Consider the following 24682-nt stretch of genomic DNA (forward strand, 5'->3'; position numbering starts at 1 on the left):
GTGTCAACGCGACTCAGCGCACCGCCTTGACCAGCACAAACGCTCGGCCAATCGCCGAGATCGCCAAAAGTGGCACGAGTCAGGTGTGACGCTGGCCCCACGGTGGGCGACAGGCGGCGGTAGGACACTGCCGCTTCGCGGCGATGTGACGCACGTGAGGTGCGCCGCGACTTGCCGCCTGACGCGCACTGACGCATCTACGGCCCTAGGGCAATGGTGTAAACAGCAGACCGTCCAGGCCGGACGGAGACGCAAAAGTGGGTAATTGGTTGTCTGATTGCCGATAGACCTCGTCGGAGAAGTACGCTTTCCATCCGTCAGCTGTCTCGGGCTCAGCTCGCTCGCGTACTCGTCGTCGTATGAGTTCGGTATGCAGGGCCCATGCGGCGTAATCGGGCAGGTCGTGAGCTGGCTCCCGTTCTGGTTTTGGGGAACCCTGCTGCAGCTGCGTGATCCACCAGCGAACCAGTTCTTGGGGGAGCGAACCTTCGCCCATGCTCACCCCCCGGGGCGCCCCGCCCGCAAGCATCTGGGCCATCCGCTCGTGCCAAGCCAAGAGGGTGACGAGGCTGCTGGGTCCGGTGCGTCTCGTGCCTCCGGACCCAAGAGGCGGACCGAACAACCAGGACCAGGGCACGCTATGCGGCAGGTAGGTTTCTACGCGCAGTCTTTTCGCACCGCCGCTGCGGTGCAGGATCCTCACTGCGGCGGACGGCGCGAGTGAGCAACCCATGTCCGTCTCCTCGTGGTGCTTGCATAGGGTAAAGACCCGACCGTTTGGGCAGGCGTTCCAGGCTATGGAAGATGGCCAGCCTCCTGACCAACCGTTGAAGAAGACATGAAAGGGAAAGGTCGGCACTGTGCCTGCAGCGCTGTCACGAATGAGGGTGTCGTACTGCTTCTCCCCGGGCAGCAGACCCTCGTGATCCAGTTGGAGGTACTGAAAGCCATCCATGCGCTTGGCTTGGATGCGGAAGGCGATCCATCCGGCCCTTTGTGAGCCGACGAACCATTCCCAGTCACCACCCGACGACTTCTCGGACATCTGGTTGAACCTGTGGAGAATCAAGTCCGGAACTCGGCGCGCAAGGCGCAGTAGTACCCCCTCAGTGACTGTGTCCTCACGAAGACGCAGACCGAGGTCGTCAGCGTCCGCTATCGCGGACCACGCGGCCCGCGCGGTGGTGTCCATCTCGCTTTGAATCCCGGGTCTCACGAGCCTAGTTTGTCCTGTGGTGTAGAGGGTCAGGTGGCGATTGTCTAGAGGCGGTAGGACACTGCCGCTTCGCAGCGACAGAACGCACCTCGGTAGGGGGCCCGAAGACGAGTTAAACTTCGTCGGATCAGGCTTGGACCATGAGTGGTCGTCGGCTACCCCTCTCTGTCAGATCCTCCTCGCCGCTCCCTCTCGACGATGCGACGACGGGGCCTCCTTCCGGGCCGCGCACGTGACTCCTGCTCGGTTGTGCCACCGCTCTTGTCCGATCCATCGCCCTTGACCAGTCGCTCCCGCAAGTCTCGCAGTCGCGCTGCCACCGCGCCGATCGATCCATCCACTTCCCCTGGCCCATCCCTTTGAGTCATCCGGGGGTCGACTCCAGAACTTTCATTCAGAGCCGCGTGAATAGCGTCTTCCAGTTCCTCTTTAGTCGCGACCGCTGTATCGAGTCGATGCTGATAGGCAGGCGCAGCGCCGTCCTGAAGTTGTCGCCAGAGTACGATCGATTCGTCGATGGCCTCCAAGGCGGACTGCAAACGGCCTACGTCACGGAGCCGTCGGGACAGCGTATGCAATTCGGTTGCGAGGGCTCCAGCGTTTGCTGCCGGGTATGCCGCCATAAGGTGCCGACGCAAACCGACAGCCTCCTCGGCGGCCTTTAGCGCCCCCGCCCAATCCCCTGCTTTGCTAAGCCGGATGGCAAGGGTATTCAGGGAGGACGCGAGATCCGACTCAAATGACCCGGGACTCTCCCCACCCATGGCGCGGAAGCACTCAACTGCCTCCGTTGCCGCCCGAGCGGCATCGTCCTGACGGTCTATGCTTGCCATGGCTACCGACAAGTTGTTGAGTGCCGCGGCCAAAGCGGGACCAGCCGCTCGACTGCCAACGCCGCGAAGCACGCCAACAGCCTCATTGGCGGATTCAACAGCAGCATCACCGAGTCCCAGCTCGCTCTGAAGCGCCGACAGGTTGCTAAGTGCTCGGGCGTAGCGCACGCTCAGCCCTATGCCCGCCCCCGGCATTTGTGAGGCAGTTCTACGGATGTCCACAACCTCAGTCGCAGGGTCAAGAGCCTCCTGCCGCCGCCCAACCTGGGCATAGAGGAGGGCCAAAGCGTTTAGGCATGAGCCAAGCTCTGCATTGCGCTCGTCCTCGGCGAATCCGACCCCGCCGCGGCACAATGCCACGGCACGCTCAGCGCTCTGAACGGCCTCCTCGATGCGACCGACCTCGGACTGACGAACCGCGAGAGTTGCCAAGCCCCTTGCCCATTGCGCCGAATAGGCAGGGTCCTTTGCGCTCAGAGACTGCCAGATCTCCGTGGCTTGCGAAGCGCGCATTAGCGCTTCCGAGTAGTGCCCTAAGTCAGCTAGCCGCAGCGCTAGATTATTGAGCGCGGAGGCCTTTATGGCGCGACCCGCGCGCTTTTCCACATGCGAGGAAAGATCAAGGCACTTTTCGGCGTGCAAACGCGCCGCATCGTACCTCCGCCATTCAGCCTCCCGCTCTGAGATGTTAAGAAGTGCCCTGGCCTGCTGAATCAGCGCCTCCTGGTGCAGTCCTTGCCGTATCGCCTCTTGAAGAGCTGTCCGGGCGAAAGTCAAAGCTTCTTCCTCACTGGATGAAGTCTTGGAAGCGGCAATGTCGAGGGATACGGGATCCGTGCTGAATAAATCAGTGTGGCCCATCTGGCCCACCTCCTCTAAGTAACTCTCGGGCCAGCGAGCGATCAAATATGTCGGAAATCCGGCCGTCCCGGTCCTGCAGGCGGACTAGCGGCTGCATGGGATCGGTGCTCAAAATTCTCCGGTCGCCAGAAGCTGGATCGATTTCGAGCTGGTAGTCGTTGGTCGCTTGCCCATCGGGACGACCGACCTCATGATTTGCGGCCTGATGAAGTTCGTACTTCAGCGCCGTTACGATACGTGAAGTGGCCCGAGGTGCAGCCAAAATCGAAAAGTGGTCACCCGAAATCGCGGTTGCCCCCGGGAAGTCGCTCTGAGCAGAGGCCAACGGAACAACGTTGTCGGAAGTCCCGGCGTAGGCGGCCACGGGAATGGGACAAGCGCCGTCCGATCTTTCCTTCGCGAAGACAACATCTTGCATCACCTTCTTGTGCGCACGCGTCACAGTAATCGAATGTGGTCGCAACATCTTCTCTTGTACGTTCCGTAAGAATGGCACGCTCTTGCGGAAAGACAGTAGGAACTCTGACCCGTTGGTGGGGCATGCAAGGAGAACGATCCTTCTAACCCTATTCAGTTTAGCGCCGCAGTTGTCCCAGAGCATCTGGGCGAGATACTGCTGAACAATAAGGCCACCCATGCTGTGGCCAACGAGGACTACTGATTCATATTCCTGACACTCGATCTCAAGAAATGACTTCAGGTCCTCCCCAAGAGTGGGGATGTCCGGGATCCTGCGATCGGGGCGCCAACCGAACAACCGCGTGTCGTAGGAGTGCGCCTTAAGGTCGAATTCCGAGACGACTTGCGGGTCAGACTCCAAGTGGGAAAGAACCTCAGTCCACGTGTGCGCGCCCGAGATGAACCCATGCACGAAGACCGCCACGGATGGGGCTTTGGTCACCAGGAACACCTCCAAAGGTGGCGGGCCGCGTTGATGGGTCGAGGCTACAGGCATCATCACCTCTGGGCGGCGCGGCGGACTGCTGCATCGATCGTTGACATCTGACCAGTGTTGCGAGCGTGCTGCTGGACGGATCCGCACGTAACCCAAGCACCATGTGCAAATTTTGCGGCGACATCGTGCGGGCGGTCCGATTCCGAGGGGACGGGGTCACCCTGAAGCAGTGCAAGAGGAGGCAGCACTCCGGCTTCCATGGGTGGGCTGCGGAAGGTCGTCCGAGTGCCGCCACTACATCAGACCTGACGCAGACCAGCCAGCCGCGTGCGTGAGGAAGTGCCGGGGATCCATGTAACCCACAGTGGGTGTAGGGACACAGGTCCGGCTGCGATCAGGAGAACAGTGACGGCGACCACTCGGCAGGGGGCGACGTCAGCGACTCCCGAGGTGTCGTGCCACCGTAAGAGGCCACGACGATGTGAGTGGTGTTGCTGGCCTCCCTTTGACTCGTCGTGCGCCAACGGTCACTCGGGTAGTAGGGCATCTCAATCGAGCTTGATGTCCAAACGGAGTGCGGCCTCGCGAAGCGCCTTCCAGTCGCCAGGAGTCGAGACCAGATACCGCAACTTCGGCTCGAGGTCGTAGTGACCGTAGAACGGAAGCGAAGTGTTCTTCATGAGATGTGTGAGGAAGTGGCCGACTTCACGCGGTTGATCTTCCAGGAGGCTGTGCGACACGTGACCGGCCACGTCGGCGTGTGTGCCGAGTCCAGCGTTGGTGGCGACGACCAAAGTGACCGCAGAGGGGAACTCGGTACTCGGGACGTGCGGGGCCACGGCCGCGAACGCGTCAGCTTCGTCCTTTGCCAGGGTCACCGGGTCGCCTTCGGTCCTGCGCCGCCAATACGCGGCCAGCCACCCGCACCATACGGCCTCGCGACCCGCCTCATCGTCTAGTTCGCGGAGCTCCTCCGCGATGCCGCCGAGCCACTGCATCCGGTCAGCTAAGCCTGCTTTGCTGGTCATCTTGTCGACCCACGTGTCAGCCGGCGGAGCCTCGCACAGCACCGCGATGGATGCGAGCATCGACGCCCACCGGTGCCGCTGGTCCTCAGGGAACACGTCAAGGTGGTCCACGGTCTCCAGCAGACCGTCTAGCAGGCCGCCCGCGACCAAACCGCGGTTCCAGCGCGCAAAGCTGAGGACTCCCCACCAGAAAGGTTCGGCCGTCAGCTTGTCCAGCCAATCACGCAGGGGCAGGAGGTGCGCTCGGCACCATGCGCTGTCGGCTGAGTCTAGGAAGTGCAGGCGGCCCGCGATCTGGGTTAGCGCCAGCGCCCCCCGTTCGGTGCGGTCTGACAGCGCGCGCTCCAGGAACGTTCGGTCCAACTGGCCCATGCCACGCCATGCATCCACCTCCACGGCGGTCGCCCAACGGCGGCGGAACATCTCGAACCAGAACTCCATCAGGAGCCCAGCAGGCGTATTGATGGTTCTGCTGACCCAGTCCCGGTCGTCTACCGCCGCGGGCGCGAACACTTCGTCGGTCTCGGCCGCGTTCCATACGTGCTCCACGAACGTGTCGGTGGACGGCAACTTCTCCCACCGTGCGCCGCCCCTTCCGCCGGCGTGGATCAAGAACTGGCCGACGCTGTGAATCACCGGCTCCAGGTCGGTCTCGGCCAGGACGTCCATGATGGCCCCTGCGTCGTCCTGCTCGACGGCGTGACCCCAGGCAGAGATGACCGCACCCTGCAGGTCCGGGTACTTGGTCAGGTGCGGCCAGAGTTCAAGGCCGGCTGATGCCCGGTTCTTCACGGTTTCGGCGAGCATCGATATAGCGTTCGCGCGACTCGACTCGTCGGTGCGTGGGAATGTGCGCTCCTCGAAGCTCACGACGAACTCGACCGCATCTGCGGGGTTGGCCAGGATGCGCTTGTCGAACTCGTCCACCGTCAGTGGCCGAGGGCCGTCACCGGAGCCGGTCTCCATCCAGCTGGTCATTCCGGGATACGGCGAGCCCTTAATGCCCTGTGGAAGCTTCCCTCTCAGGTCCAACAGAGCCGCAGTCAGGCTGGGGTTATCCACCTTGCTTCGTTCGAGCCACTCCAGGCGCGAGAAGGCAGTGTGAAGGTCATCTTCGTTGTCACCCTCCGGCGCCCAGGCACTCACCAGTCGGTCGATGAGCTCCGAGGAGGCGCCCGGGGTCGCACTGCCCAGCAAGTGCATGATCTCTTGACTCACGCCTTCTACGATCTGAAGCTCGTGATCGAGCACGAAACGCACGAGTTCGTCTGAGGTTGCGCCGGGAGCGGCCCCTGCGACGTGAACAGCGATGCGGTGCAGCATTACATGATGGGTAGCCAGCCAACGTTCGATCAGCCGCCCCACGTACTGTTCGTCGGTGGCCCACAGGGCGACCGCCGAGTCCCGGACCGCGTCGATGACCGCATCAATCGGGTCGCGATGATCGTCTTGCTCATGCGGCTGTATGGCTGACCGCCTCCGGAGAAAGCGTCGTTGAGGTCCGAATTGGGCCTCAAGGTTCAGGTGCTTCAAGAGAGCTGCCTCGACGACCGGGAACACAACCGGTGCTAGCGTCTTGATGTCAGGGCGGTAGTTCTTCGCCCAGGCCTCATCGAGCCAATGCAGTTTTCCACGCGTCTTTACACCCATCCGCATGCTGCCCCAACCACTCTCCGGGGCCGGGTAGGCATTCATCAGATGTGCCAAGAGCGCCAGCGATAAGTCTTGGTGTTCCGACACGTTGGCCCACTGGAGCGCGTAGTCGAGAAAGTCGGGTACGCAGTTGGCGTGCTCCTGGTGCATGAGTACCCACAGCCACCGGACGACGTGCGCGGGCCGGGCAACTTTGAACGCGTTCACTCTTCGTGCCATTGCGTTCCATGCCGTCGAACTGAGGGTCCCGCCGGCCTCAGCGTACGTTGTCCACGCCAAAGCGCTCGGCCGATGTTCCTCTTCGATGTCCGCGTCGTCCCGGACGGCGTATTGGTCGGCAAACCAGTACGCGAGTCGGTCGGTCACCTTGCTCGGCTCCGCGGCCCGGTCGAACAGTTTCTTGAACGGCTCCTGTGTGGCAGCCCAGCGCAACCAGACATTGTCTGACGCGAACTCGCAGAAGAAGTCGACACGGTCCTCGCGCTGCAGCGAATCCTCTAGATAGGACAGCTCATCCGGGTCCGGTTCGGCCGCGGTCGACACGAGCTCGCGGATTCGCTGCCGATGGTCAAGCAGCCCCCTGTCTCCGTAGTCCGCCCACGCCGCAAGGCACCGTGTCACCGCGCCGTGTTCGCCCTCCGGGTACTCGACCGCTGTGATGAGCAGACGGTCCCATATGGCGTCATAAGGTTTGTCTGTGAGCACGTACCGCTGCGCCTTCGGTCCTAGGCCGAGGCCCAGGTACTTCATGACGACATCGGAGTGGCTGTACCCGACAAAGAGGACAACATACTCGTGGAACATCCGTTCCAAGAATCGGGCCGCCCACGCGCTGTGGAAGTAGGCGCCGCTGAAGTCCCTGTCTGTCACGACCAGACGCCGCCCGTCGTCCTGGGCGGACCCGTGCAGATACACCAGGCCTTCGAAGTCGTGTCCAAGCGGCATCGCTGGCGCACGAAAGACCTCGAGCGGATGCTCTGGGTTCTCGTGCTCGCGTAGTCTGGTCTCCAAGTGGCGGTCGTAGTTCGTCGTGACCACTCTTGGGCTGAACCTTGTCGCAATCCGAGCCAGCGCGTCGTGGTTGGCGTTGGGCAAGGACCCCTCCCGCGTCACGATGCGCTTCACATGCCCGTGGACGTCAGCGCCTTCCTCCTGGTCAACCACGTCCATGAACGTGTCCAGCTGAGATGACCACTTTTCCTTGGTGGGATTCAGAGGTGACTGGAGTCGCTCAGCGACCTCCTGCGCGAGCCCAAGGAAGCTCGGTAGATCCGACGGCGTGGCCATCGACACCCCGGCACCGGTGAACAGCACCAAACGCCCCTCCTCCCACGCCGTGATCACCGCCGCGGGAATCTGCACACCACCGAGAAGCATGCGCCCAGTGTTCCAGTCCGCGCTCAGGGCGCCCTATCTGGGCGAAAGGACACGGGTCTGTCGGCTTCTCATGGGCCGGGCCGCGCTCGGGCCCGGCAAGCGGCTGAAGGGAGGCATCGTTCTGTGCGCGGATGTCACCCCGTCGGTGGCCGGGTGCGGGGCCTGGCCTGCGGCAGCTTACTTCGTAGCTTCGGCGATCCGTGACAACGCGGCGGCAATCTCGGCGTCGCGGCCTCGTGCGGCGTGCTGATAGCGCAGAGCGGCCTGCGGCGTTGAGTGTCCGAGACGGCCCATGAGCTCGGCCAGCGTCGCACCGGTCTGTGCGGCCAACGTTGCCCCGGTATGCCTCAGGTCGTGCCACCGAAGGTCCGGACGTCCAGCGGCTTGCCGGGCAGGGTAGAAGACCCTGTAGAGGGTGCTTGGCGCGATGTGCGAGACGCCATCGGTGGCGGGGAACAACAGTGCGTCCTTACCTCGCATCGGCATCGCCGTGACGTGGGCTTTGAGCATTGGCATGAGGTGGGGCGGGATGGCGACGTCGCGAACGCCGGCCTCGGACTTGGGAGATCCGACCATCGTCTGGCCTTCGGCGCGGACAACGCCACGTCGGACGTGGATCACCCCGTTTGTGAGGTCAAGGTCCTTCCGGCGCAACTCGGTCGCTTCGCCGAAACGGAGAGCGCACCAGGCGCACAGCATGAGCAGCGGCCGGTACTTCACCGGGAGTGACGCCGTGATGACCTCGAGCTCGGACAGCGTGGCCGGCTGGATCTTGCGGGCGCGTCTCGTCGTGCCCGCGCCGCGGATGTGGCATGGGCTGGATGTGATCTTCTCGTCGGTGACGGCAGTGGAGAATATGGTCCGCAGTAGCGAATAGGCATGTGCTCGCAATGTCGGGTGATCTGGTTCGAGGTCTGCGTACCAGTCGCGGACGACCTCGCTCGTCACTGCTTGGAGCGGCGCGTCGCCGAACGTCGGCAGGATGTGGCGGTTCAGGATGGATCTGTAGTGCTCGCGGCTGCGCGGCTTGAGGTCGCGTCGCCGCAGCCACTTCTCGGCGTAGGTTCCGAAGGTCTCGGCCATTGGCGCATCCCGTGGCTTTACCGGGGGAGCCCACTCGCCTCGGCTGATTCTTCGGCGCTCGTCAGTGAGCCAGGCCTCCGCGTCCATCCTTGAGTCGAAGGTGTGCGGAGCGTTGTGGCGCTTGAGGTCAGGCCCCCGGTACTTGGCGCGATAGCGGCCAGAGGGGAGCCGCTCGATCGCGCCGAACTGACGCTTTGGGGTGGACACAGATTCGCCTTTCGTGGACCAGACGTGGACCACCAGAGTACTTCTTTGGGGATTTGTGTCCACGATAGGAATGCGCCACTGTTTGGCATCGTCGCAGTTCAGACACCATATGACGAGGTTAGCACCAGATTTCACGATGCTACTGGAATGAAATTCAAACCCAGTATCGCCCACCAGCACGAAACAGCCCTTGACCAGCGGAGACGCCGGTCAGGGGCTGTTTTGGTCTGACCCTCGTGCGATGCATGTGCGATCCGAATCGGCTCGTCGAGTGCGGGGATCAGGGGGCCACACAGTCGAACACCGTCACGTCGGCGCCGTGCATGTCGGCTTGGGGGGTGCCCCCGGGTGGCCACAGCTGCGCAGGGGGCCGAGAGAGTGGCCCTGACGCGTGGCTGCTCTCGGCGCGACGACCTCGGCGGCAGTCCGTACCGTGAGCTTCCGACCCTGCCGAATGGCGGACGTTGGCGAGGGGGTGAGCTGTAGCCGCAGGATCGGCGTGAACCGCGCCAGCGGCTCCCGATCGGCTTTCCTGTCAGAGCGCGGCTCCGAGACCCTTGAGCACGAGCACGAGCCCTAGCAGGGTGCAGACGACGCCCATGATGAGGCGGTTGCGCTGGATCAGCCAAGCCCGCATCCGGTCCAGCCGCGCGGTGGCAGCGGCGCCGCCGAGGAGGGCGTACCCGACGGCCAGGGTGTAGGGCAGGGTGGCGAGCAGGGTGAAGCCGAGCCCCACGAGCAGGGGGTTGTCACTGGCGCCGACGGACTGCCCGGCCGCCAGCAGCAGCACGGCGTTCTTCGGGTTGAGCGCGACGGCACCGAAGGCGAGGAAGGCCACGGCTCCCGGACCGAGCCCGGAGATCCTCGCGAAGATCTCCGGTTCGGAGGTGTCTGCGCGGTTGCGCCAGTTCTTGACGCCGAGCACGAGCAGCAGGGCGCCCAGGGCTGTGAGCATCCACCCGACGAGGGCGGAGGGCTGGGACGTGCCGCCTTCGGCCGCCTGCCCACCGAGCCCGCCGAAGGTGAGCACCACGATGGTCATGGCCAGCAGGGTGACGATGAACGACACGGAGTTGGCGACCCGGCGGCGGGAGAACAGCACGAGGATGAGCTCGATGATCGGTGCCGGGCTGATCGCGATACCGATGGCGGTGGGGATGAGGGTCACGAAGACGTTGTCCATGGCTCCTGTGCCTCTCAGGGGGTTCGGGTGACCGGTGGCGCCGTCCAGGAGCCGTCCCGGATGGCGTCGCGCGGCAGGTAGGTGCGGAAGGTCAGGCCGAAAGGGGCCTGCGGGGCGGGAAGCCAGTTCGCCAAGAGTTGCGGGGAGGGCCTGTCGTGCTGCACGTGGACGGTCAGGCCACCGTCCGGGTCACGGAGCATCCCGGGGAGCTGGCGGGTGCCCAGGGAGTAGCGGGAGAGCTCGTTGGCGTAGAGGTGCTGTCCGGCGTCGTAGAGCGTGATCGACCAGAAGGCGTCCACCGGTGGGAGTCCGTCCGGAGCGAACCTGATGGTGTAGCCGTGCTGCCCATCGAAGGGCCGTCCGTGGGAATCGCCGTGGTACCCGACTCCGAGGTACTCCTCCGCGGCGTTGCCGAGGATGCCGAGGTACGCGCCGGCGGCCCTGGTGAGGTCGTCGCCCGAGAGCATCTCCCGGCTCCCGAACAGCTCTGCCGAGGAGCGCACGGTCGCGCAGCGGGCGAGGACGTCCTGGCGTCCCTGCTCGAGTCCCGTCCGGACCTGGGCCGCCACGTCGAGGACGGACAGCAGGTCCGCCACCTGGCCCGTGCCGCAGCCGAGTTCGGCGAGATCGGCTCGGATGTTGGTGTCCTCGGGCAGTCGGGGCATGAACTGGAGCATCCAGTCCATGGCCTCGAGGAAGCCTGCATCCAAGGGTGCGCGAACGTCGACGGGCGCCGGCCAGCCGGTGGGGGCGGGGCGCGGGAAGCCCAGGGGTTCGAGGGTGACCTCGTCCTGGAGCCGGGCGACGTTGGGCAGGTCGGCGTCGTCGAACAGCTGGGTGCGGACCAGGACCAGGCAGAGGTCGGTGGGGCAGTCGAAGACCTCGTCGGCATCGACGGCCGGCCCGGCTTTGGACGGGCCGCGGACGAGGAAGGCGCCACCCGCGGTGCCTCCGGTGCGGGGCGAGACGTAGCCGACGATGTGGGTGTAGAGGTCGACGAGCTGCGCGGACATGTACCGGTCGGGTTCGTGCGCGGGCATGGTGAGCAGGACGGGACCGCCGCGCAGGTCGAGCCAGGCGTAGGAGTACGGGGTGTCGACGTTGAGGTTGACCACCGACCGATCCTGCGGGTCGGCGAGGTCCCGGCTGTGGTGGACGTGGTTTAAGGGCGCCCGGTACTCGGGAGAGGCAGGGTCGAGGGCGAAGCCCACCAGGATGCGGTGCAGGTCGACGGTGGGCAGGGAGGGCGGCACGCAGCGTCGGGCCAGGTCTTGGGCAGAGGTCATGGTGACACTTCCTGAGCGAGGGGTGTTCCGGGCGACGTCGCGGGGAGCGTCGAGGTCTCGTCGGTGGAGGGCGAGCCGTCGGGTGGGGAGTCGCTCAGGGCCGCGACGAGCTGGTGGCGGCGCACGAATGCGTGCACCAGCGAGAGCAGGACGGCGACGACGGGGACGGCGAGCAGGGCTCCGGCGACGCCGAACAGCGCGGTGCCGAGGAGCACGCCGCCGAACGCAACGGCGGGGTGCACGTCGGTGGCCTTGGCACTGATCCGCGGCTCGAGGGTCAGGTTCTCCACCTGCTGGTAGAGCACCGCCCAGCCCAGCGCCACGAGACCGATGGCCGGTCGGTCGCTCTGCAATCCGACGATGACCGGTAGCGCGATGGATAGGTAGGTGCCGATCGTCGGGACGAACTGCGCGACGACTCCGGTCCACAGCGCGAGGGCCAGCCAGGACGGCATCCCGATGACCAGGAACACCACGGCCGTGGTCGTCGCGTTGATGGTCGCGAGCACGACTCGGGCGGCCACGTAGCCGCCGGTCTTCTCGATCGTCGTCTGCCAGACGGTGAGGAACACCGTCTGACCGGCTGCCGGGAGGAGCTGGGCGATCCACCGACGCAGCCGAGGCGCGTCGGCAGAGAGGTAGAACGTCAGCAGCCCCATCGAGAACAGTGAGAAGACCGCGCCGAGCGCGGAGCCGAGAACGCCCAGCACGCCCCCGAGGAACTTCGACGCGTACTGCCCGACGGCCTGCGAGGACAGGTTCATCGAGTCGAGGATGGACTTGAAGGTGTACTGGGTGTCGAACCGCGCATTGACCGACTTCAGGACGTTCGTGATCAGGTCGGGGATGGCGCCGAGCAGCGAAGCCACCTGCTGCACAAGCATGCTGCCGAAGGCGAGCGTGAACAGCACGGCAACGATTCCGACAGTGAGCATGACGATGCCCGTGGCGGCGCCGCGGCGCATGTGCCGGGACAGCCTGGCCACCGCCGGTTCCATGGCGATGGAGGCGAACCACGCCATGAGGACGGTGAACAGCACGGCGCCGCCTTCGCGCATGACGAAGCCGACGAACGTGGCCAGCGCGAACACGGCGACGACGACGACCGTCACCTTGGCGACGGCCCGTGGGGTGGGGGCCCACCGGGGTGCGGTGGTGGAGTTTCCGCTCATCGGACCCTGCCGGGTGCGGGCGGTACCCAGGAACCGGCGAGCACGGCATCCGTCGGGTAGTACAGGCGCAGCCCGAGCCGGAAGGGGCCGTCCGGGGCGGGGAGCCAGTTCGGGCCGTCCTCACCGTCGGGGGCGCTGGCGGAGAGCACGATGGTGACGGCACCGTCCGGGTCGACGTGGAAGCCGGGGTGTGCTGGCCGGGTGGAGTAGCGGCCCGCCGGGTTCGCGACGAGGAGGTTGTCGGCGCCGTACATGGTCACCGACCAGAACCCCTCGGCGTGTACCGGCGGGAGCTCCCCGGGAGAGAACGTCAGGGCGTAGCTGGCGCCCTCTGTGCCATCCAGGCGCTTCCCGTCTTCGTCCAGGTCACCGAAGAAGTAGGTGGCCTCGGTCATGTCGTTGAACCCGACCTGGAAGAGTTCGAGGGCGGCGGTTTCCAGGACGTGGGGGTTGGGCAGCCCCATCCACGGTTGCGGCAGCATCCACCCGTTTTCGCGTGGCCAGGTCGTCAGGCTCGCGTCGACCATCGTCTGGGCGTCACGGATGCCGTCCTGGACAGCCCGGCGGCTCCATTCCTGCCCTCGCGCGGCCAGCACTTCGCTCTCGGGCACGAGCTGAACAGCCCAGCGGGCCGGTTCGGGCAGGACGTTGCGCCGCAGGTGGTCGTAGCCGATCTCCAGGAACCGCCACGGGTCGGTCAACGTCGCGAGCCCCTCGTGGGCGAGGTCGTGATCGTCGGCAGCTGCTGGTGCGGGGTCAAGCGGGGTGAGCGTGAACCCGGAGCGCCAGTCGCGCACCCGGTCCAGGTCACCGTCCGCTGCTGTCACGAGCACCCGGTTCAGCAGGCACACCGACGGCGTGGGCGCCTCGACGACCCGCATCCCCGGGGAAACTTCACCGGCCCAGCCCGGGGGCACGAGGAACACCTCCACCTCCTCGCGACCCGACCACCGCGGGCCGAGGTGAGCAACGTTGGTGAAGTGGGCATCCATCACCGACACCGAGTAGTACCGGCCGTGCGTGTCTGGCGGGAGCCGAACCACGAAGGGCCCTTGCAGGTCGAGCTCGAGGTGCGCCGCGCCGTACAACGCGTCGTTCATCGGCAGGACGGTCTGGGTCTGCGGAGAGGTCAGGTCGGGGAGCATCATCCAAGAGCCGAGCGAGCCGGCACCGGGCCAACCGAGGATGAAGTTGCTCCGTTGGCGCACGAACGCGAAGCCGGGCGTCATGGCCAACCAGAGGAAGGTCGCCGCGGTGCGAAGCCTCGCCACCTCACCGGCCCTGACCTGCTCGGGGTCGGCGGCGGCGTCGAACGATACGAAGGGGCGAACGGTCTGCATGGCGTCAGCGTCACGCCCCCTCGCCCCGCGCACCACGGCCCCGCACCCTGCCGTGTCACCCCGGGTGACGCCCGCGGGTCACCTCAGCCCGCCGGTGTACTCGCGGCTGTCAGCGTGTGCGCATGAGTGTGTGGCCCTGGTCCTGGTCGTCGGGACACCCGTGGTTCAGCTCCTGCCACATCCGGCGTCCGCGGCTGGGTCCACAGATGCCGGCGCCTCGTGTGCTGCACCACGGTGGCTCTCATGACCGATGACCACGGAGAACGCCGGCCCGCTGCGGCCGAGCTCGGGGGCCACCCTGCGGTGGACCGAGCCCGAGCCGCCCACCACCTGGTGCGGACAATCGGCTACCAGCCCGAACGCTTCGCGCGGATGCGCGACGAGGCGGTCCATGCGGCGCTCAGGGACGGCGTGGCCCTGGATCGCCTCGCCGAAGCGCTGGACGTGCGACCCGCGGAGGTGCAACGGATGTCGCACGAGCACGTTCTGCGCGTGAGCGTCCCGGGAGAGTCGAAATGCTGAGGGGGAGATGGGTACTCGCGAGGGTGAGTGGCCGGGTGTCGTGCAGGGGTCACCCCAGGGGTGACCGCGAGCAGACCCGACGCGAACCACACCTAGCGTCTGCCCTGTCGCGGCCACTCGGGCCGCACCGAGAGGAGCAGCTCATGGCCAAGATCGTGGCTTTCAGCGTGGAGTCCAAGCAGCAGGGCGAGGAGGTGCTAGACCGGCTCAAGGAGGGCGTCGAGGACGTCGCGATGGTGTACAAGACCGAGCGAGGCCGGGTTCGCATCGAACAGACGAGCGACGTGACCGTCGGAAAGGGTGTGGTTCGGGGCGGCCTGCTCGGCGGTGCGGTCAGCATCTTCGCTGGCCCCCTCGTCGGGATGGCTGCCGCCGGTGGAGCGCTGGGCGGCGCCTACGGTGCGCTGCGCGACAAGGGTGTGCCGGACAAGGTCATGAAGCTCGCGGGCAGGCAGCTCGAGAAGGGGAAGGCGGCCGTGTTCGTCCTTGCCGACGAGACGACCGCGGACACCATCGAGAGCAAGGTCCGGGCGGCCGGCATCGAGGGCGTCGAGGTGGGGAGCTTCGACGAGGAGGCCGCAGCGGTCGTGCGCGAGACCCTCAAGATCGCCTGACGCCGGCCGCTCACACCCCGGGCCTGCACCCGGCGGGTGAGCGCCGGCGGTCGGTCGGTCGTCCGGGCGCGACGCTGACCGCAGGGACACCCCCCGGTGGGCCGGGCAGGACCATGACGCTGGAACCAGAGGCTGCGCAGAGCCTCACGTGATTCCGCACCGCAACACCAGTGGCCTCAATGTCTGCGAGCTGACCGGGGCGGGCCCGGCGGTCGGTTGCGATTCCGGATCGACCCGCTACTGCTCGGGCCGGTCGACGCAGCGATCGCCGCCCATCGGTCCCGGCGGTGACGAAGGCGTCACCGGAGGATGCCGGTCTCGCGGGCCTGGCGCACCGCCTCGTCGCGTCCGTGGACGTCGAGCTTGGCGTACAGCCGGCGCAGCCGGGTCTTCACCGTGTTGATCGAGATGCCGAGCTCGTCGGCCAGGGCTGCGTTGCTGGTCGTGGTCGCGAGAGCGGCCAGGAGGCCGTGGTCTCCGGTGCTCAGCGTGGCCACTGGTTGAGCGGGCCCCGGGCGGGGTGCCCTGGCCACCCACAGGAGGCGGGTCATCGCCTCGGACGCGTGGTGGCGCGCCACCTCCTCCGCCGCGACGTGCAGCTCCTCAGGCCACCCGACGAGGGCTCGGTGCAGTCCCAGCTCGTATGCCATCTCCGCCGCTGCCAGAAGGTGCGCGTGCGCCTCGGCAGGACGTACAACGAGCAAGGAGGCGGCCACGAGCAGCCGCTGGTCGACCATCTGACGCGGCAGCTGCGGCTGCAGCCGCCGCTGCGGCCCGACCTCGGCGGGATGCCGTCGCCGCAGTCGGAGCAGGGCGAGGTCCTTCTCGAAGCACTCCGGCAGCCTCGTCGCGACGGCACGCGCTCGTTGCTGCTCACCCGCCTGGAGGTGGAGGATCAGCTCGGCCAGGTCCACCCGGGAGGTGAGGTCCGAGCCCGGGGCATGGCTCCGCAGCAGCCCCCGAGCCTCCTCCAGCAGCAGACCAGCCCCAGAGAAGTCGGCTCGGGCGCCTCGGGTCCCGGCCAGACACAGCAACCCGAGCACGTGGTAGGTCACGTGCCCGTGTTCCACGGCGCGCTCGACCACGGCATCGGCCGCCAACACAGCGGAATCGGGTTGGTCGAGGTCGACGGCAGCAGTGGCCTCGGCCAGCTGGGCGTCACACCCGTCGAACCTGCCCAGGGGACCCACGCGCTCCATCGCAAGCTTCGCCTGACGTGCGAGTGCCAACGAGCGGTGGGCGCGGCCCTCCTGCGCGGCCACGAGCGCCCGCAGCGAGGGGATTGCCACCTGCCTGTAATAGTCCTTGGTCTGAGGGCGTTGCGCCGCAGTGGTGAGCAGCGTCTTGGCCTCCAGGGTCCTGCCGCTCCACAGCAGGCTGCGGACCAGCTGGAACGCGCAGGCCTGGTGGGCCATGCGCTCCCAGGCGTCGCCGTAGTGACGCCGTGCACGCTCAACCGACTCGCGGGACCTGGCGGGGTAGCCTCGCCACCCCTCCAGCAGTCCGCGCAGCAACGCCGCCTCCGCGACGAGCCAGTCGTAGCCGGACTCCTCGGGCACCAGGGCGGCAGGACCCGCGTCCGAGGCCTCGGCGGGGTGACTCGCGTCGTCGCGTGACAACTCGTCGATGGAGTCCAGGACGAGGTGCAGCTGCTGCTCGGCGCCGGGGGCGTTCCCGGCCATCACCTCGGCCCACGCTGCGCCGAGGAGGTGGCGGTGCCGCTGATCAACCAGCGGACCGCCAGTGGCCCCGTACCAGGTCCGGACCAGGTCCGCCCGGCCTGCGTCGAGGAGAGGGCGGAGGTGGCGCGCCAGTGTCTCCATCGCCGCCGTGATGTCGCCGGCCTCGAGCTGGTGCCCGATGGCCCGCTCGACGTCCCCGTGGGCGACGAACCAGTCGGCGGCACGGCGGTGGGCGTCCGCGAGGGCCGTCGGGCCCACCAGCTGGAGCCGTCGACGCAGGTACCCCGCGAAGAGCGGGTGCACCCGAAAGGTGGCACCCTGCCCACGCTGCCTCATGAGCATCGTCTGCGACGCGTCGAGCCGGCCCAGCAGCAGGTGGCTGTCGCCCCGCCCACGCAGGGCGTCACAGATCTCGGGGCTCAGGACGTCCAGCACGCAGGTGGCGCGCAGGAGCCCAGCCTCCTCGATGCCCAAGTTGTCGAGCTCGTCGTCCAAGAGCGGGTCCAGGCCGCCCCCGAGGAGCCAGGCGGTGGGGTCCTCGTCGGGATCGGAGGCGACGACCCGTAGCGCGGCCACCAGGGCGGTGACCCAGCCGGCACAGACGTCGACCATGGCGTCTCTGCCGTCGGCGGGCAGGCTCGGAGCCAGGAGGCCGGCCAGCTCACGGGCCTCGGTGACGCCGAGCGCCAGGTCGAGGGCGCTGAGCACGACGAGTCGCCCGCTGCTCACCAGGTGTGCCAGCCCCAGACTGCTGCCGTGGCGGGTGCGCACCACTGTGCGACAGGTCGAGGGCTGTCCTTCCGCGAAGTCGAGGAGCTGGGCCGCTAGCTCACGATGCCTGCTGGTGTCCAGGTCGTCGACGAGCAGCAGCAGCGGTCCGGCATCCGAGACCGCCCGCAAGGCCTCGGCAACGGCCCGCTCGCCGACCGTCCCAGCGTCACGTGCGACATGCTCACCGTCGCCGGACGCGCGCAGGCGCTGCACAGCATCGCCGATGTCGACCCCCGTTGCCGCCAGGCCGTCCAGCATCCGGTGCCAGAACCGCATGGGATCCTCGCCGTCCCGCCCACTCGCGGCAACCCAAACCGTTCGCCCATCAACTGCTTCCTCGACGAGCCCCATCAGCGTGGTGCCGCCGTATCCGGGCGGGGTCGTCAGCAGGCAGAGCCCGGATGGGGGCGTGGCCAAGACCCGAGCCACCAGACGATGCCGCGGCACGGCCAACGGAGGCACCCGCCTCTCCGGCCGGCGTACCCCGCCGGTGGACGTCACCATGGTCCTCCATCTCGTCCTGCTCACCGTCTCGCCTTGGTGCGGTGTGCGCAAGGACCCTTGTCACCCCGGGGTGATCCCCTCGGGTGAAGGATCACGACCCGGCGCGGACAGGCAACCTACGTTCGACTCCTGGCCCGTTCCGCCAGATCCTCGAAGGGAGAGAGTCGTGGCGACAATCATCGCCTTCGGAGTGCCCGACCCGGCGTCCGGCCGCCAGGCGCTGAACCGCCTGACCGGTCTGGTCGACGACACGGCGCTCGCGTTCCGGGATGCAGACGGAACCGTGACCGTGCACCAGGCCAGCGACCTCGACGGCGGTCCCAGCGACATCGGTCACGGCCTGCTCGGCGTGCTGGTCGCCGTGGTGACCAGCGGCTCCTTGGGGATGGCGACGAGCGACGAGCGGCTGGACTGTGCCCGCCGCGATCTGGCCAGAGTCGGAGTGGATGTGGAAGGGCTCGACATCGCCAGCGCACAGATCGACGCGGGGGCTGCCGCGGCGTTCATGGTGGCCCAGGACGACACGGCGGTGGCCATCGAGTCGGCGCTGCGTTCCGCCGGATACCGGGACGTGCGGTCCGTGAGAGTGCCACAGGAGGGGGTCGACGTGCTGCGTGCCACCCAGCAGCTCGGGTGAGAGGACTCGTGCGCCGAGTGCATGGGTGACAACTAGTCGGGGATGAAGGAGGAGCAATGGTGTTAGGCATCGGTGGTTTTACCGACGGGAAGGCCGGCGGGCCGTTCTACGAGATCGAGGTGAACGAGGGCTCGGTCAACATGCGTCACTTCACCAAGATCGCCAATCAGCGTGCTGCGAACGGCTACCGCATGGCCCACGTGTACAGCCAGGACCGGAACACCATCGTCGTTTGGGAGCGCATCAGGATCTGAGGACGCCAGACCGGGTTGGCGACATCAGCCGCATGGGCCGGGCCTCCTCACCGATGGACTCGACCGCCAGGTCGGCGGCTTCGAGAAGCCCAGCCCTGCTCCTCGGTTGAGGTACGGGGACCTGGAGGGCGCCGCATCGCGACCGAGGCTGCATGTCGGCGCCGGGCAGTGGCGCCTCTGTGGACACCAGCCGCCGCAGGTGGATCGACGTGAGAAAGGGCGCCTTGAACCTCGGCCACCCGCGGGTGGCACGAGAGGACAAACGAGGACGCACCCCTGGCACGCGGTAGGTCCTCAGCCCAACCTCCGCGGGCCAGCCTGTCTGCCCGCGTCGAGCATCAACCGCCAAGAACAAGGGGAAGGCGGCACAGCACGCAGCGTGAGTCGACACGGCATCCCGATGTAGTCGAGCGACGTGCCGTCGAGGCTGATGTCGCGGGCGTCCACGGCGCCGACATCACCGAGGGCACCACGGCCACTCGGCCACCACGGCCGCCTCGGGTCTACGAGCGGCCCTTCAGCCGGGTAGGCCTGGTGGTGCCCTCGGCGGACGCGTACCCCCAGATGGCGCCGATGTTCGTCCGGTAGGACGCGTCGACGATCGTCTCGACGCGGATCCGGCGTACCGCGGCATCGGCCGCGAACGAGCCGCCCACCGACGCCAGCTGTTGTTGCGAGCCGACCATCACGTTGTTGTAGCTCGACAGCCGGCCGGTGTTGCGGTCAGCGGTCGCGCCGCCCGTCGTCGACCCGAGCGTGTAGGGCTTCGGGATGGTGAGCGTCGACACCGACGGCGGTGGGGGCGGGGGCGGGGGTGGCGGGATCCACCACGAGCCGATGTTGATCGAGTACCCGACGAGGCCGGTCGGCGACAGCAGCCGGTCGGCGTCGCGCGTCCCGGCCTCTTCGAGACCCTTGGGCAGGTCGTCGCCGAGAACCGCATTCGCCTCGGCCGTGCCCTGCTTCGGGTCGACCCCTGTTGCCGCGATCGCTTTGGCCAGGTGAGGCGCCCAGGCGGCCCGCGCCTTCTCGAACCTCGCGGGGGGTGCCGTCCCATGCGGTGCGAAGACGTCGTCCGGCGGGTCTCACCTCCAAGCGCCCCTAACGGGCACGGCCGTCAGCGGTGCTTCAGCGTGTGGCCTCACGCAGTTCGACCGGTGGGCTCGGGGCCAACACGGCGGCGGTCTCCGTGAGCGCTCGGAGGGTTTCGGTGAAGCGCGCCGCGGGTGCGCCGTCGATCACGGCATGGTCGAAGCTCAAAGTCAGCGGCAGCATGGACCGGGCAACGACCAGTCCCTCGCGGACGGTGGGCCGCTCGACGACGCTGCCGACCGTCACGATCAGTGTCAGGGGGGCGACGGGGATCGCCCAGCCCCAGCCGTGGCCGAACATGCCGATCGAGGTGACACCGACGGCCGGCCCGAACGTCGCGGAGACGTCCGGCCTCGTGGCCGCCAGCCGGATGGCAGCGCGCCGTAGTGGTCCTGGCAGACGGACCAGAGCGGCGGTGAGTGCGCTGGGGTCGTGGGCGGGCGGGGCCCCGTACTTCGCCTCGCGGAGCACCTGAGTGATCTGGGCGCCCGACATTCGGTCCGCTTGTTTGAGGGTCGCGATGTCGAGGACGACCCGTCCGTCCGTCTCTCGCTCCACGGTGGCGCCGACGTCGACCTGGTCGAAGTAGAGGATCCTGTTGCCGGCCCTGCGGGCATTTACCTCCGGGTGCTGGGCGACCGCCCGGGCGACGGTGGCGATGACGAACCCGGTCCACGAGACGGATTGCTCCGAGCGTTGAAGGCCTTCCTTGGCCGCCGTGACGTCGAGCTCGACGAGGGCGTGAACCTGGAACCGCCGGCTCGCGCTCGTCAACCTGTCCAGGACGGGCTGCCGTGCCCGCGGGATGGGACGGACCACGTAGCCAGGGGTCAGCGGATGCCGTGCCACAGCCCGCGCTCCCACGCCCGGGGGTCGTCGACGATCCGGCAGGTCGTGTCGAACCGCATGGTGGCTCGCCGCTCGCGGTCGTAGGCCGCCCAGCCGGGGTCGCCGGTGCGGGCGAAGGAGACCCAGGCGGCGTGCATGGCGTCTGCCAGCGCCTGGGGTGGGTCCGACCCGAGCAGCGGCCCGAAGAGCGGCGCGTCCGGGCTCAGCGTGTCGAAGACGAACGGCACCTCGAGGGCGTGCACGGCACCGAGCCCGGGGGAGGACCACGCGAACTCGTACATGTACGTGCGCGCCGTGGCGGTGGCGCTCGCGTGCGCCTCGGCCAGAGCGAGAGCAGGGATCCGCATCCACCAGTCGGTCTGGACCTTTGTCAACAGCTCGCCGGGGGAGGCTCCCGGGTACCTCGTGCGGTAGGCAGCCACGGCGTCGCGGGTCAGGCCGTATGCCGCGAGCGACTGATGTCCGTACGTGGTGACCGGTCCGGTGAGCATCTCGTCGGTGATGCCCGCGATCGCCCCGCTCACGACGAGCCAGAGCCGCCAGTCGTCCGTGTTGGTCCCGACCATGACATCGACGTCGCGGGCAGAGCCGGCCGAGATGCGGTCGACCGGATGGGCCGGGAGCACGTGCCCGTCGATCACGGGCTGCCACGGCATGGTGCTGGTCACGACATCCGGGCCCCAGCGTGCCGGGTCCGGGTCGGCGAGCAGGTCCGCCTTCAGTGCGGCCTGCGCTGCCAGCAGCCTGGGGATCCCGGCGGCCGCGATGGCTTCACGGGTCGGTGGCACGCCGAGCCTGTCGGCAAGGTCGTGCGCGATGCGCAGGGCGTCCTCGGCACGGGTCACCTGATGCCCCGCGCCGCTCTGCAGGACCGCCCGGCGGAACAGGCCCGAGGCGCGCGGCATGGCGAGCAGGGTGCCAATGCTCATCGCGCCGGCGGACTCCCCGAAGACGGTGATGTTGGCGGGGTCGCCCCCGAACGCCGCGATGTTGTCCCGCACCCACTCGAGGGCCGCGACCTGGTCGAGCAGCCCCACGTTCGCGATGCTGTCGCCGACATAGAGGAAGCCCTCCGCCCCGGGTCGCCAGTTGATGACGACGCAGACCACGCCGTCGCGGGCGAACCGGCTGCCGTCGTATGCGGCCGTGGAGCTGAGCTCGAACATGCCGCCCTGGACCCACACCATGACCGGCAGCCCGCCGGCCGGGGGGTCAGGTGCCCAGAGGTTGAGGTTGAGGCAGTCCTCGGACGGTGCCGCTCGCTCGACGGCCTCGAACGCCGCCCCGACGCCATCCCAGTCCTCACCCGCCCCTTCGGGTGGGCCCGTCGGCGTCGGGGGCGCGACCTGGGGAGGCTCGGCGCCCAGGGTCACGGCGTCACGGACCCCGGTCCACGGGGAAACGGGCTGCGGGGGTGCGAGCCGGTTCACGCCGACGGGTGCCGCCGCATACGGGACTCCGAGGAAGGTGGCAATCCCGCCGCCAACGCTCCCGCGCACGTCTCCGCTGACCGTCCGAACCACAGCACCCATGGACCCACAGTTCCCCGACGAGATGGCGCCGACCAGAGTCGAAGGTCCCGCCTGCCTGCACCACGGTGGTCGCCCTCAGTCGTCGCCTAGCCTGCAGGCATGGACGACGACTTGCCGATGACGGGCACGTGCGACCTGAGCACGGTGGGACGTCGAACTGGGAGCTGTCGCCGGGTCGAGATCTGGTACGTCATCGTGGATGGGCGGATGGTGGTCACGGGAACGCCCGGTGCCAGGGACTGGCTCGCCAACCTGCGCGAGAATCACGAGGCCGTCGTTCATCTGCGCAACCCGGCCCGCGACCTGGCGGTGATGGGGGAGGAGGTCACCGACGGCAGCAGTCGCCGCCGCATCGTGACGGAGGCATGGCGCCTTCAGCCGTGGTACGCCGAGCAGGGGTACTCAATGGACGATTGGGTCCAGGACTCGCCGATGGTGGTGCTGACGCCCCCGGGCTACGGGCACGAGGGAGACACGACCTAGGAGCGGTCGCGGAGCTTGCCGCTCCTCGCGAGGTCCGGGTCGGTGCACGAGGCCAAGTCGAAGCAGCAGGGTCGCCGCTTCCCGCCGTCCATCTTCGACAGGCTGACCTCGACCCGTCGTTGGCGAGTCTGGGGGTTGCGCGTGGCTTGCACCCAGCGGACCCACTCCCACCGCGCCATCGGCGTGATGTCCTGCCACACGTCGCGGATCTTCGCGGGGGCCTCATCCAACGCGGCGGCGAGGTCGTCCGGGACGTTCGGCTCCGGCCAGTCGGGCGCCACCCGGAGGGTCACGTCGGCGATGTCGCCCGATCGGACTCCCGCGACCCGTTGGATGGTCTCGTCGACGCGGATCCAGTGGCCACGCCGACCGTCGGGCTCCACCACTGTCTCGAAGTCGGACCCCGACATCGACGCATGCACGGCGACCTGCCCACGCGATGGGAGCCGCTCGCTGGCCTCCTTCGGCAATCGCACGATGGTCGTGTCGTCGATGGTGGAAAGCGCGGCCGCAAAGGTGATCGTCGCGTGCTGGGACAATTCGGTTTCGGTTGACATTCCAAGATCTCCGTCGATCTCCGGTATTTCGTCTCGGTCCACTGATCACTGCTCGGGCAGCCGGTGGCGTAGACACCAGTGCTGCCGGATTCGCGAGCATGGCCACAGCGGAGACCGGCCGGATCGAGCTTCCGCCCACCCAGCCGGCGCCGGAGCTCCCCACTGTGCCGGGTCGACGCGGCTTCCTTCTCAGGCGCCGTCGTCCACGGGCAGGCCCACGAGATCCATCGAGACCTGCCACAGTCGGGCGGCGGCTGCCGCGTCGCGGGAGGCACGTGAGGAGCTCCGGGGTCGGCTGTTGGCGAAGTAGCGACCACTCACGTCCGCGACGTCGGGGGAGCTGGCGAGGTAGACGGACGTCTCGGCGCCCCGGGCCGGGCTCTTCATGAACGGCCGGACGAGCGGCAGCATGACGCGCATCCAGCCGCCGGAGTCCTCCTGCCCGAAGCCGGTCCGGACGACACCCGGGTGGAGGGTGTTCGCAGTGACCCCCGAGCGCTCGAGGCGGCGCGCGAGCTCGTAGGTGAACATGACGTTGGCGAGCTTCGACTGGTTGTACGCGCGCTGGCCGCTGTAGCTCCGCTCGCCCTGCAGGTCGTCGAAGTCGATGCGCCCCATGGCCTGCGCGCCCGAGGAGACGGTGACGACCCGTGCCGGGGCGCTCGCGCGCAGCCGGGGGAGGAGCAGGTTCGTCAGGAGGAAGGGGGCGAGGTGGTTGATCGCGAAGGTGCGCTCGAGGCCGTCCTCGGTCGTGTGCTGGGTCGCCCAGAATCCGCCGACGTTGTTGACGAGGACGTCGAGCCGCGCGTATGCCGCGAGGACCTCCTGAGCCAGTCGTCGCACCTCGCGCTGTGAGGAGACGTCGGCGGTGAAGACGTCGACCCTCCCTCCGGTGGCCCGTACACGCTCCGCAGCTGCCTCAGCCCGCGCGCGGTCACGCCCGACGATGCCGACCCTGGCACCGAGTCCTGCAAGACCCGCGGCCGTGGCAAGCCCGATCCCGCCGGTGCCCCCCGTCACCAGCACCGTCCTCCCGGACATGGCGCTCATG

Annotated in this window: 20 protein-coding genes; 5 read left to right on the top strand and 15 right to left on the bottom strand. The window is 67.7% G+C overall.

The features are described from left to right. Nucleotides 1-205: 205 nt before the first annotated feature. From FHX52_RS04130 to FHX52_RS04170, 9 genes are all read right to left on the bottom strand, one after another. Complete coding sequence (locus tag FHX52_RS04130; RefSeq protein ID WP_342777891.1) at nt 206-1192, bottom strand: DUF6615 family protein; 987 nt, start codon at nt 1190-1192, stop codon at nt 206-208. Between the two features lie 179 nt (nt 1193-1371). Then, a complete protein-coding gene (locus tag FHX52_RS04135; protein WP_141820159.1) occupies nt 1372-2910 on the bottom strand; it encodes a tetratricopeptide repeat protein in 1539 nt (512 codons plus the stop codon). Further along, a complete protein-coding gene (locus tag FHX52_RS04140; RefSeq protein WP_185747076.1) occupies nt 2897-3811 on the bottom strand; it encodes an alpha/beta fold hydrolase in 915 nt (304 codons plus the stop codon). Before FHX52_RS04140 ends, FHX52_RS04135 begins: the two co-directional genes overlap by 14 nt. Before the next feature lie 542 nt (nt 3812-4353). After that, nucleotides 4354-7863: an SIR2 family protein gene (locus tag FHX52_RS04145; protein ID WP_141820163.1), complete on the bottom strand. Its 3510-nt coding sequence runs from the start codon at nt 7861-7863 to the stop codon at nt 4354-4356. A gap of 177 nt (nt 7864-8040) precedes the next feature. Then, nucleotides 8041-9186, bottom strand: a complete 1146-nt coding sequence (locus FHX52_RS04150) for a tyrosine-type recombinase/integrase (RefSeq protein WP_484133077.1) — start codon at nt 9184-9186, stop codon at nt 8041-8043. A gap of 502 nt (nt 9187-9688) precedes the next feature. Further along, on the bottom strand, nt 9689-10336 hold the full coding sequence (locus tag FHX52_RS04155) for a GAP family protein (protein ID WP_141820165.1): 648 nt from the start codon (nt 10334-10336) through the stop codon (nt 9689-9691). A gap of 14 nt (nt 10337-10350) precedes the next feature. Continuing rightward, a complete protein-coding gene (locus FHX52_RS04160; RefSeq protein ID WP_141820167.1) occupies nt 10351-11622 on the bottom strand; it encodes a DUF1254 domain-containing protein in 1272 nt (423 codons plus the stop codon). Then, complete coding sequence (locus FHX52_RS04165; protein WP_141820169.1) at nt 11619-12794, bottom strand: AI-2E family transporter; 1176 nt, start codon at nt 12792-12794, stop codon at nt 11619-11621. The genes FHX52_RS04160 and FHX52_RS04165 overlap by 4 nt, the downstream gene beginning before the upstream one ends. After that, nucleotides 12791-14134 carry a DUF1254 domain-containing protein gene (locus FHX52_RS04170; RefSeq protein ID WP_141820171.1) on the bottom strand — a complete coding sequence of 448 codons (1344 nt, stop codon included), beginning with the start codon at nt 14132-14134 and terminating at the stop codon, nt 12791-12793. Before FHX52_RS04170 ends, FHX52_RS04165 begins: the two co-directional genes overlap by 4 nt. A gap of 243 nt (nt 14135-14377) precedes the next feature. Here FHX52_RS04170 and FHX52_RS04175 point away from each other — a divergent pair, with 243 nt between their 5' ends. Both FHX52_RS04175 and FHX52_RS04180 read left to right on the top strand, forming a co-directional pair. Continuing rightward, nucleotides 14378-14656 carry a hypothetical protein gene (locus FHX52_RS04175; RefSeq protein WP_141820173.1) on the top strand — a complete coding sequence of 93 codons (279 nt, stop codon included), beginning with the start codon at nt 14378-14380 and terminating at the stop codon, nt 14654-14656. A 143-nt stretch (nt 14657-14799) separates the two neighbouring features. Further along, complete coding sequence (locus tag FHX52_RS04180) at nt 14800-15270, top strand: DUF1269 domain-containing protein (RefSeq protein ID WP_185747077.1); 471 nt, start codon at nt 14800-14802, stop codon at nt 15268-15270. Between the two features lie 299 nt (nt 15271-15569). Here FHX52_RS04180 and FHX52_RS04185 read toward each other — a convergent pair whose 3' ends face one another. Further along, entirely contained in the window at nt 15570-17999 is a 2430-nt protein-coding gene (locus FHX52_RS04185) for a winged helix-turn-helix domain-containing protein (RefSeq protein WP_185747078.1), read from the bottom strand. A 394-nt stretch (nt 18000-18393) separates the two neighbouring features. Between FHX52_RS04185 and FHX52_RS04190 the strand changes: the two genes are divergently transcribed. Together FHX52_RS04190 and FHX52_RS04195 are read left to right on the top strand one after the other, a co-directional pair. After that, the gene (locus FHX52_RS04190) at nt 18394-18864 is read left to right on the top strand and encodes a hypothetical protein (protein ID WP_141820179.1); all 471 of its coding nucleotides are present in this window, start codon (nt 18394-18396) and stop codon (nt 18862-18864) included. A gap of 56 nt (nt 18865-18920) precedes the next feature. Further along, a complete protein-coding gene (locus tag FHX52_RS04195) occupies nt 18921-19118 on the top strand; it encodes a hypothetical protein (RefSeq protein WP_141820181.1) in 198 nt (65 codons plus the stop codon). 503 nt (nt 19119-19621) lie between these two features. Here the strand turns inward: FHX52_RS04195 and FHX52_RS04200 are convergent. The 3 genes from FHX52_RS04200 to FHX52_RS04210 all read right to left on the bottom strand — a co-directional run bounded on the left by FHX52_RS04200 (nt 19622) and on the right by FHX52_RS04210 (nt 22591). After that, complete coding sequence (locus tag FHX52_RS04200; protein WP_141820184.1) at nt 19622-19906, bottom strand: hypothetical protein; 285 nt, start codon at nt 19904-19906, stop codon at nt 19622-19624. Nucleotides 19907-20246: 340 nt separating this feature from the next. Then, a complete protein-coding gene (locus FHX52_RS04205) occupies nt 20247-20984 on the bottom strand; it encodes a 2-oxo acid dehydrogenase subunit E2 (RefSeq protein ID WP_185747079.1) in 738 nt (245 codons plus the stop codon). A 56-nt stretch (nt 20985-21040) separates the two neighbouring features. Next, nucleotides 21041-22591, bottom strand: a complete 1551-nt coding sequence (locus FHX52_RS04210; protein WP_141820188.1) for a carboxylesterase/lipase family protein — start codon at nt 22589-22591, stop codon at nt 21041-21043. 99 nt (nt 22592-22690) lie between these two features. On the opposite strand from FHX52_RS04210, the gene FHX52_RS04215 reads away from it, so the two are divergent. Beyond that, nucleotides 22691-23074 carry a nitroreductase/quinone reductase family protein gene (locus FHX52_RS04215; RefSeq protein WP_141820191.1) on the top strand — a complete coding sequence of 128 codons (384 nt, stop codon included), beginning with the start codon at nt 22691-22693 and terminating at the stop codon, nt 23072-23074. Here FHX52_RS04215 and FHX52_RS04220 read toward each other — a convergent pair. Both FHX52_RS04220 and FHX52_RS04225 read right to left on the bottom strand, forming a co-directional pair. Continuing rightward, a complete protein-coding gene (locus FHX52_RS04220) occupies nt 23071-23631 on the bottom strand; it encodes a YdeI/OmpD-associated family protein (RefSeq protein WP_141820193.1) in 561 nt (186 codons plus the stop codon). The genes FHX52_RS04215 and FHX52_RS04220 overlap by 4 nt on opposite strands. Nucleotides 23632-23820: 189 nt before the next feature. After that, nucleotides 23821-24681 (bottom strand): SDR family NAD(P)-dependent oxidoreductase, encoded by an 861-nt coding sequence (locus tag FHX52_RS04225; RefSeq protein WP_185747080.1) that lies wholly within the window; start codon nt 24679-24681, stop codon nt 23821-23823. Nucleotide 24682 lies beyond the last annotated feature (1 nt).

Source organism: Humibacillus xanthopallidus (assembly GCF_006717145.1).
GTDB classification, from domain to species: domain Bacteria; phylum Actinomycetota; class Actinomycetes; order Actinomycetales; family Dermatophilaceae; genus Humibacillus; species Humibacillus xanthopallidus.

What these genes read in the sequence shown, in the direction of transcription:
- FHX52_RS04135 (WP_141820159.1), bottom strand. Translation starts at nt 2,910, where the DNA reads ATGGGCCACACTGATTTATTCAGCACGGATCCCGTATCCCTCGACATT.
- FHX52_RS04145 (WP_141820163.1), bottom strand. Translation starts at nt 7,863, where the DNA reads ATGCTTCTCGGTGGTGTGCAGATTCCCGCGGCGGTGATCACGGCGTGG.
- FHX52_RS04180 (WP_185747077.1), top strand. Translation starts at nt 14,800, where the DNA reads ATGGCCAAGATCGTGGCTTTCAGCGTGGAGTCCAAGCAGCAGGGCGAG.
- FHX52_RS04195 (WP_141820181.1), top strand. Translation starts at nt 18,921, where the DNA reads ATGGTGTTAGGCATCGGTGGTTTTACCGACGGGAAGGCCGGCGGGCCG.
- FHX52_RS04155 (WP_141820165.1), bottom strand. Translation starts at nt 10,336, where the DNA reads ATGGACAACGTCTTCGTGACCCTCATCCCCACCGCCATCGGTATCGCG.
- FHX52_RS04210 (WP_141820188.1), bottom strand. Translation starts at nt 22,591, where the DNA reads ATGGGTGCTGTGGTTCGGACGGTCAGCGGAGACGTGCGCGGGAGCGTT.
- FHX52_RS04220 (WP_141820193.1), bottom strand. Translation starts at nt 23,631, where the DNA reads ATGTCAACCGAAACCGAATTGTCCCAGCACGCGACGATCACCTTTGCG.
- FHX52_RS04185 (WP_185747078.1), bottom strand. Translation starts at nt 17,999, where the DNA reads ATGCGGTTCTGGCACCGGATGCTGGACGGCCTGGCGGCAACGGGGGTC.
- FHX52_RS04165 (WP_141820169.1), bottom strand. Translation starts at nt 12,794, where the DNA reads ATGAGCGGAAACTCCACCACCGCACCCCGGTGGGCCCCCACCCCACGG.
- FHX52_RS04130 (WP_342777891.1), bottom strand. Translation starts at nt 1,192, where the DNA reads ATGGACACCACCGCGCGGGCCGCGTGGTCCGCGATAGCGGACGCTGAC.
- FHX52_RS04225 (WP_185747080.1), bottom strand. Translation starts at nt 24,681, where the DNA reads ATGAGCGCCATGTCCGGGAGGACGGTGCTGGTGACGGGGGGCACCGGC.
- FHX52_RS04170 (WP_141820171.1), bottom strand. Translation starts at nt 14,134, where the DNA reads ATGCAGACCGTTCGCCCCTTCGTATCGTTCGACGCCGCCGCCGACCCC.
- FHX52_RS04160 (WP_141820167.1), bottom strand. Translation starts at nt 11,622, where the DNA reads ATGACCTCTGCCCAAGACCTGGCCCGACGCTGCGTGCCGCCCTCCCTG.
- FHX52_RS04175 (WP_141820173.1), top strand. Translation starts at nt 14,378, where the DNA reads ATGACCGATGACCACGGAGAACGCCGGCCCGCTGCGGCCGAGCTCGGG.
- FHX52_RS04215 (WP_141820191.1), top strand. Translation starts at nt 22,691, where the DNA reads ATGGACGACGACTTGCCGATGACGGGCACGTGCGACCTGAGCACGGTG.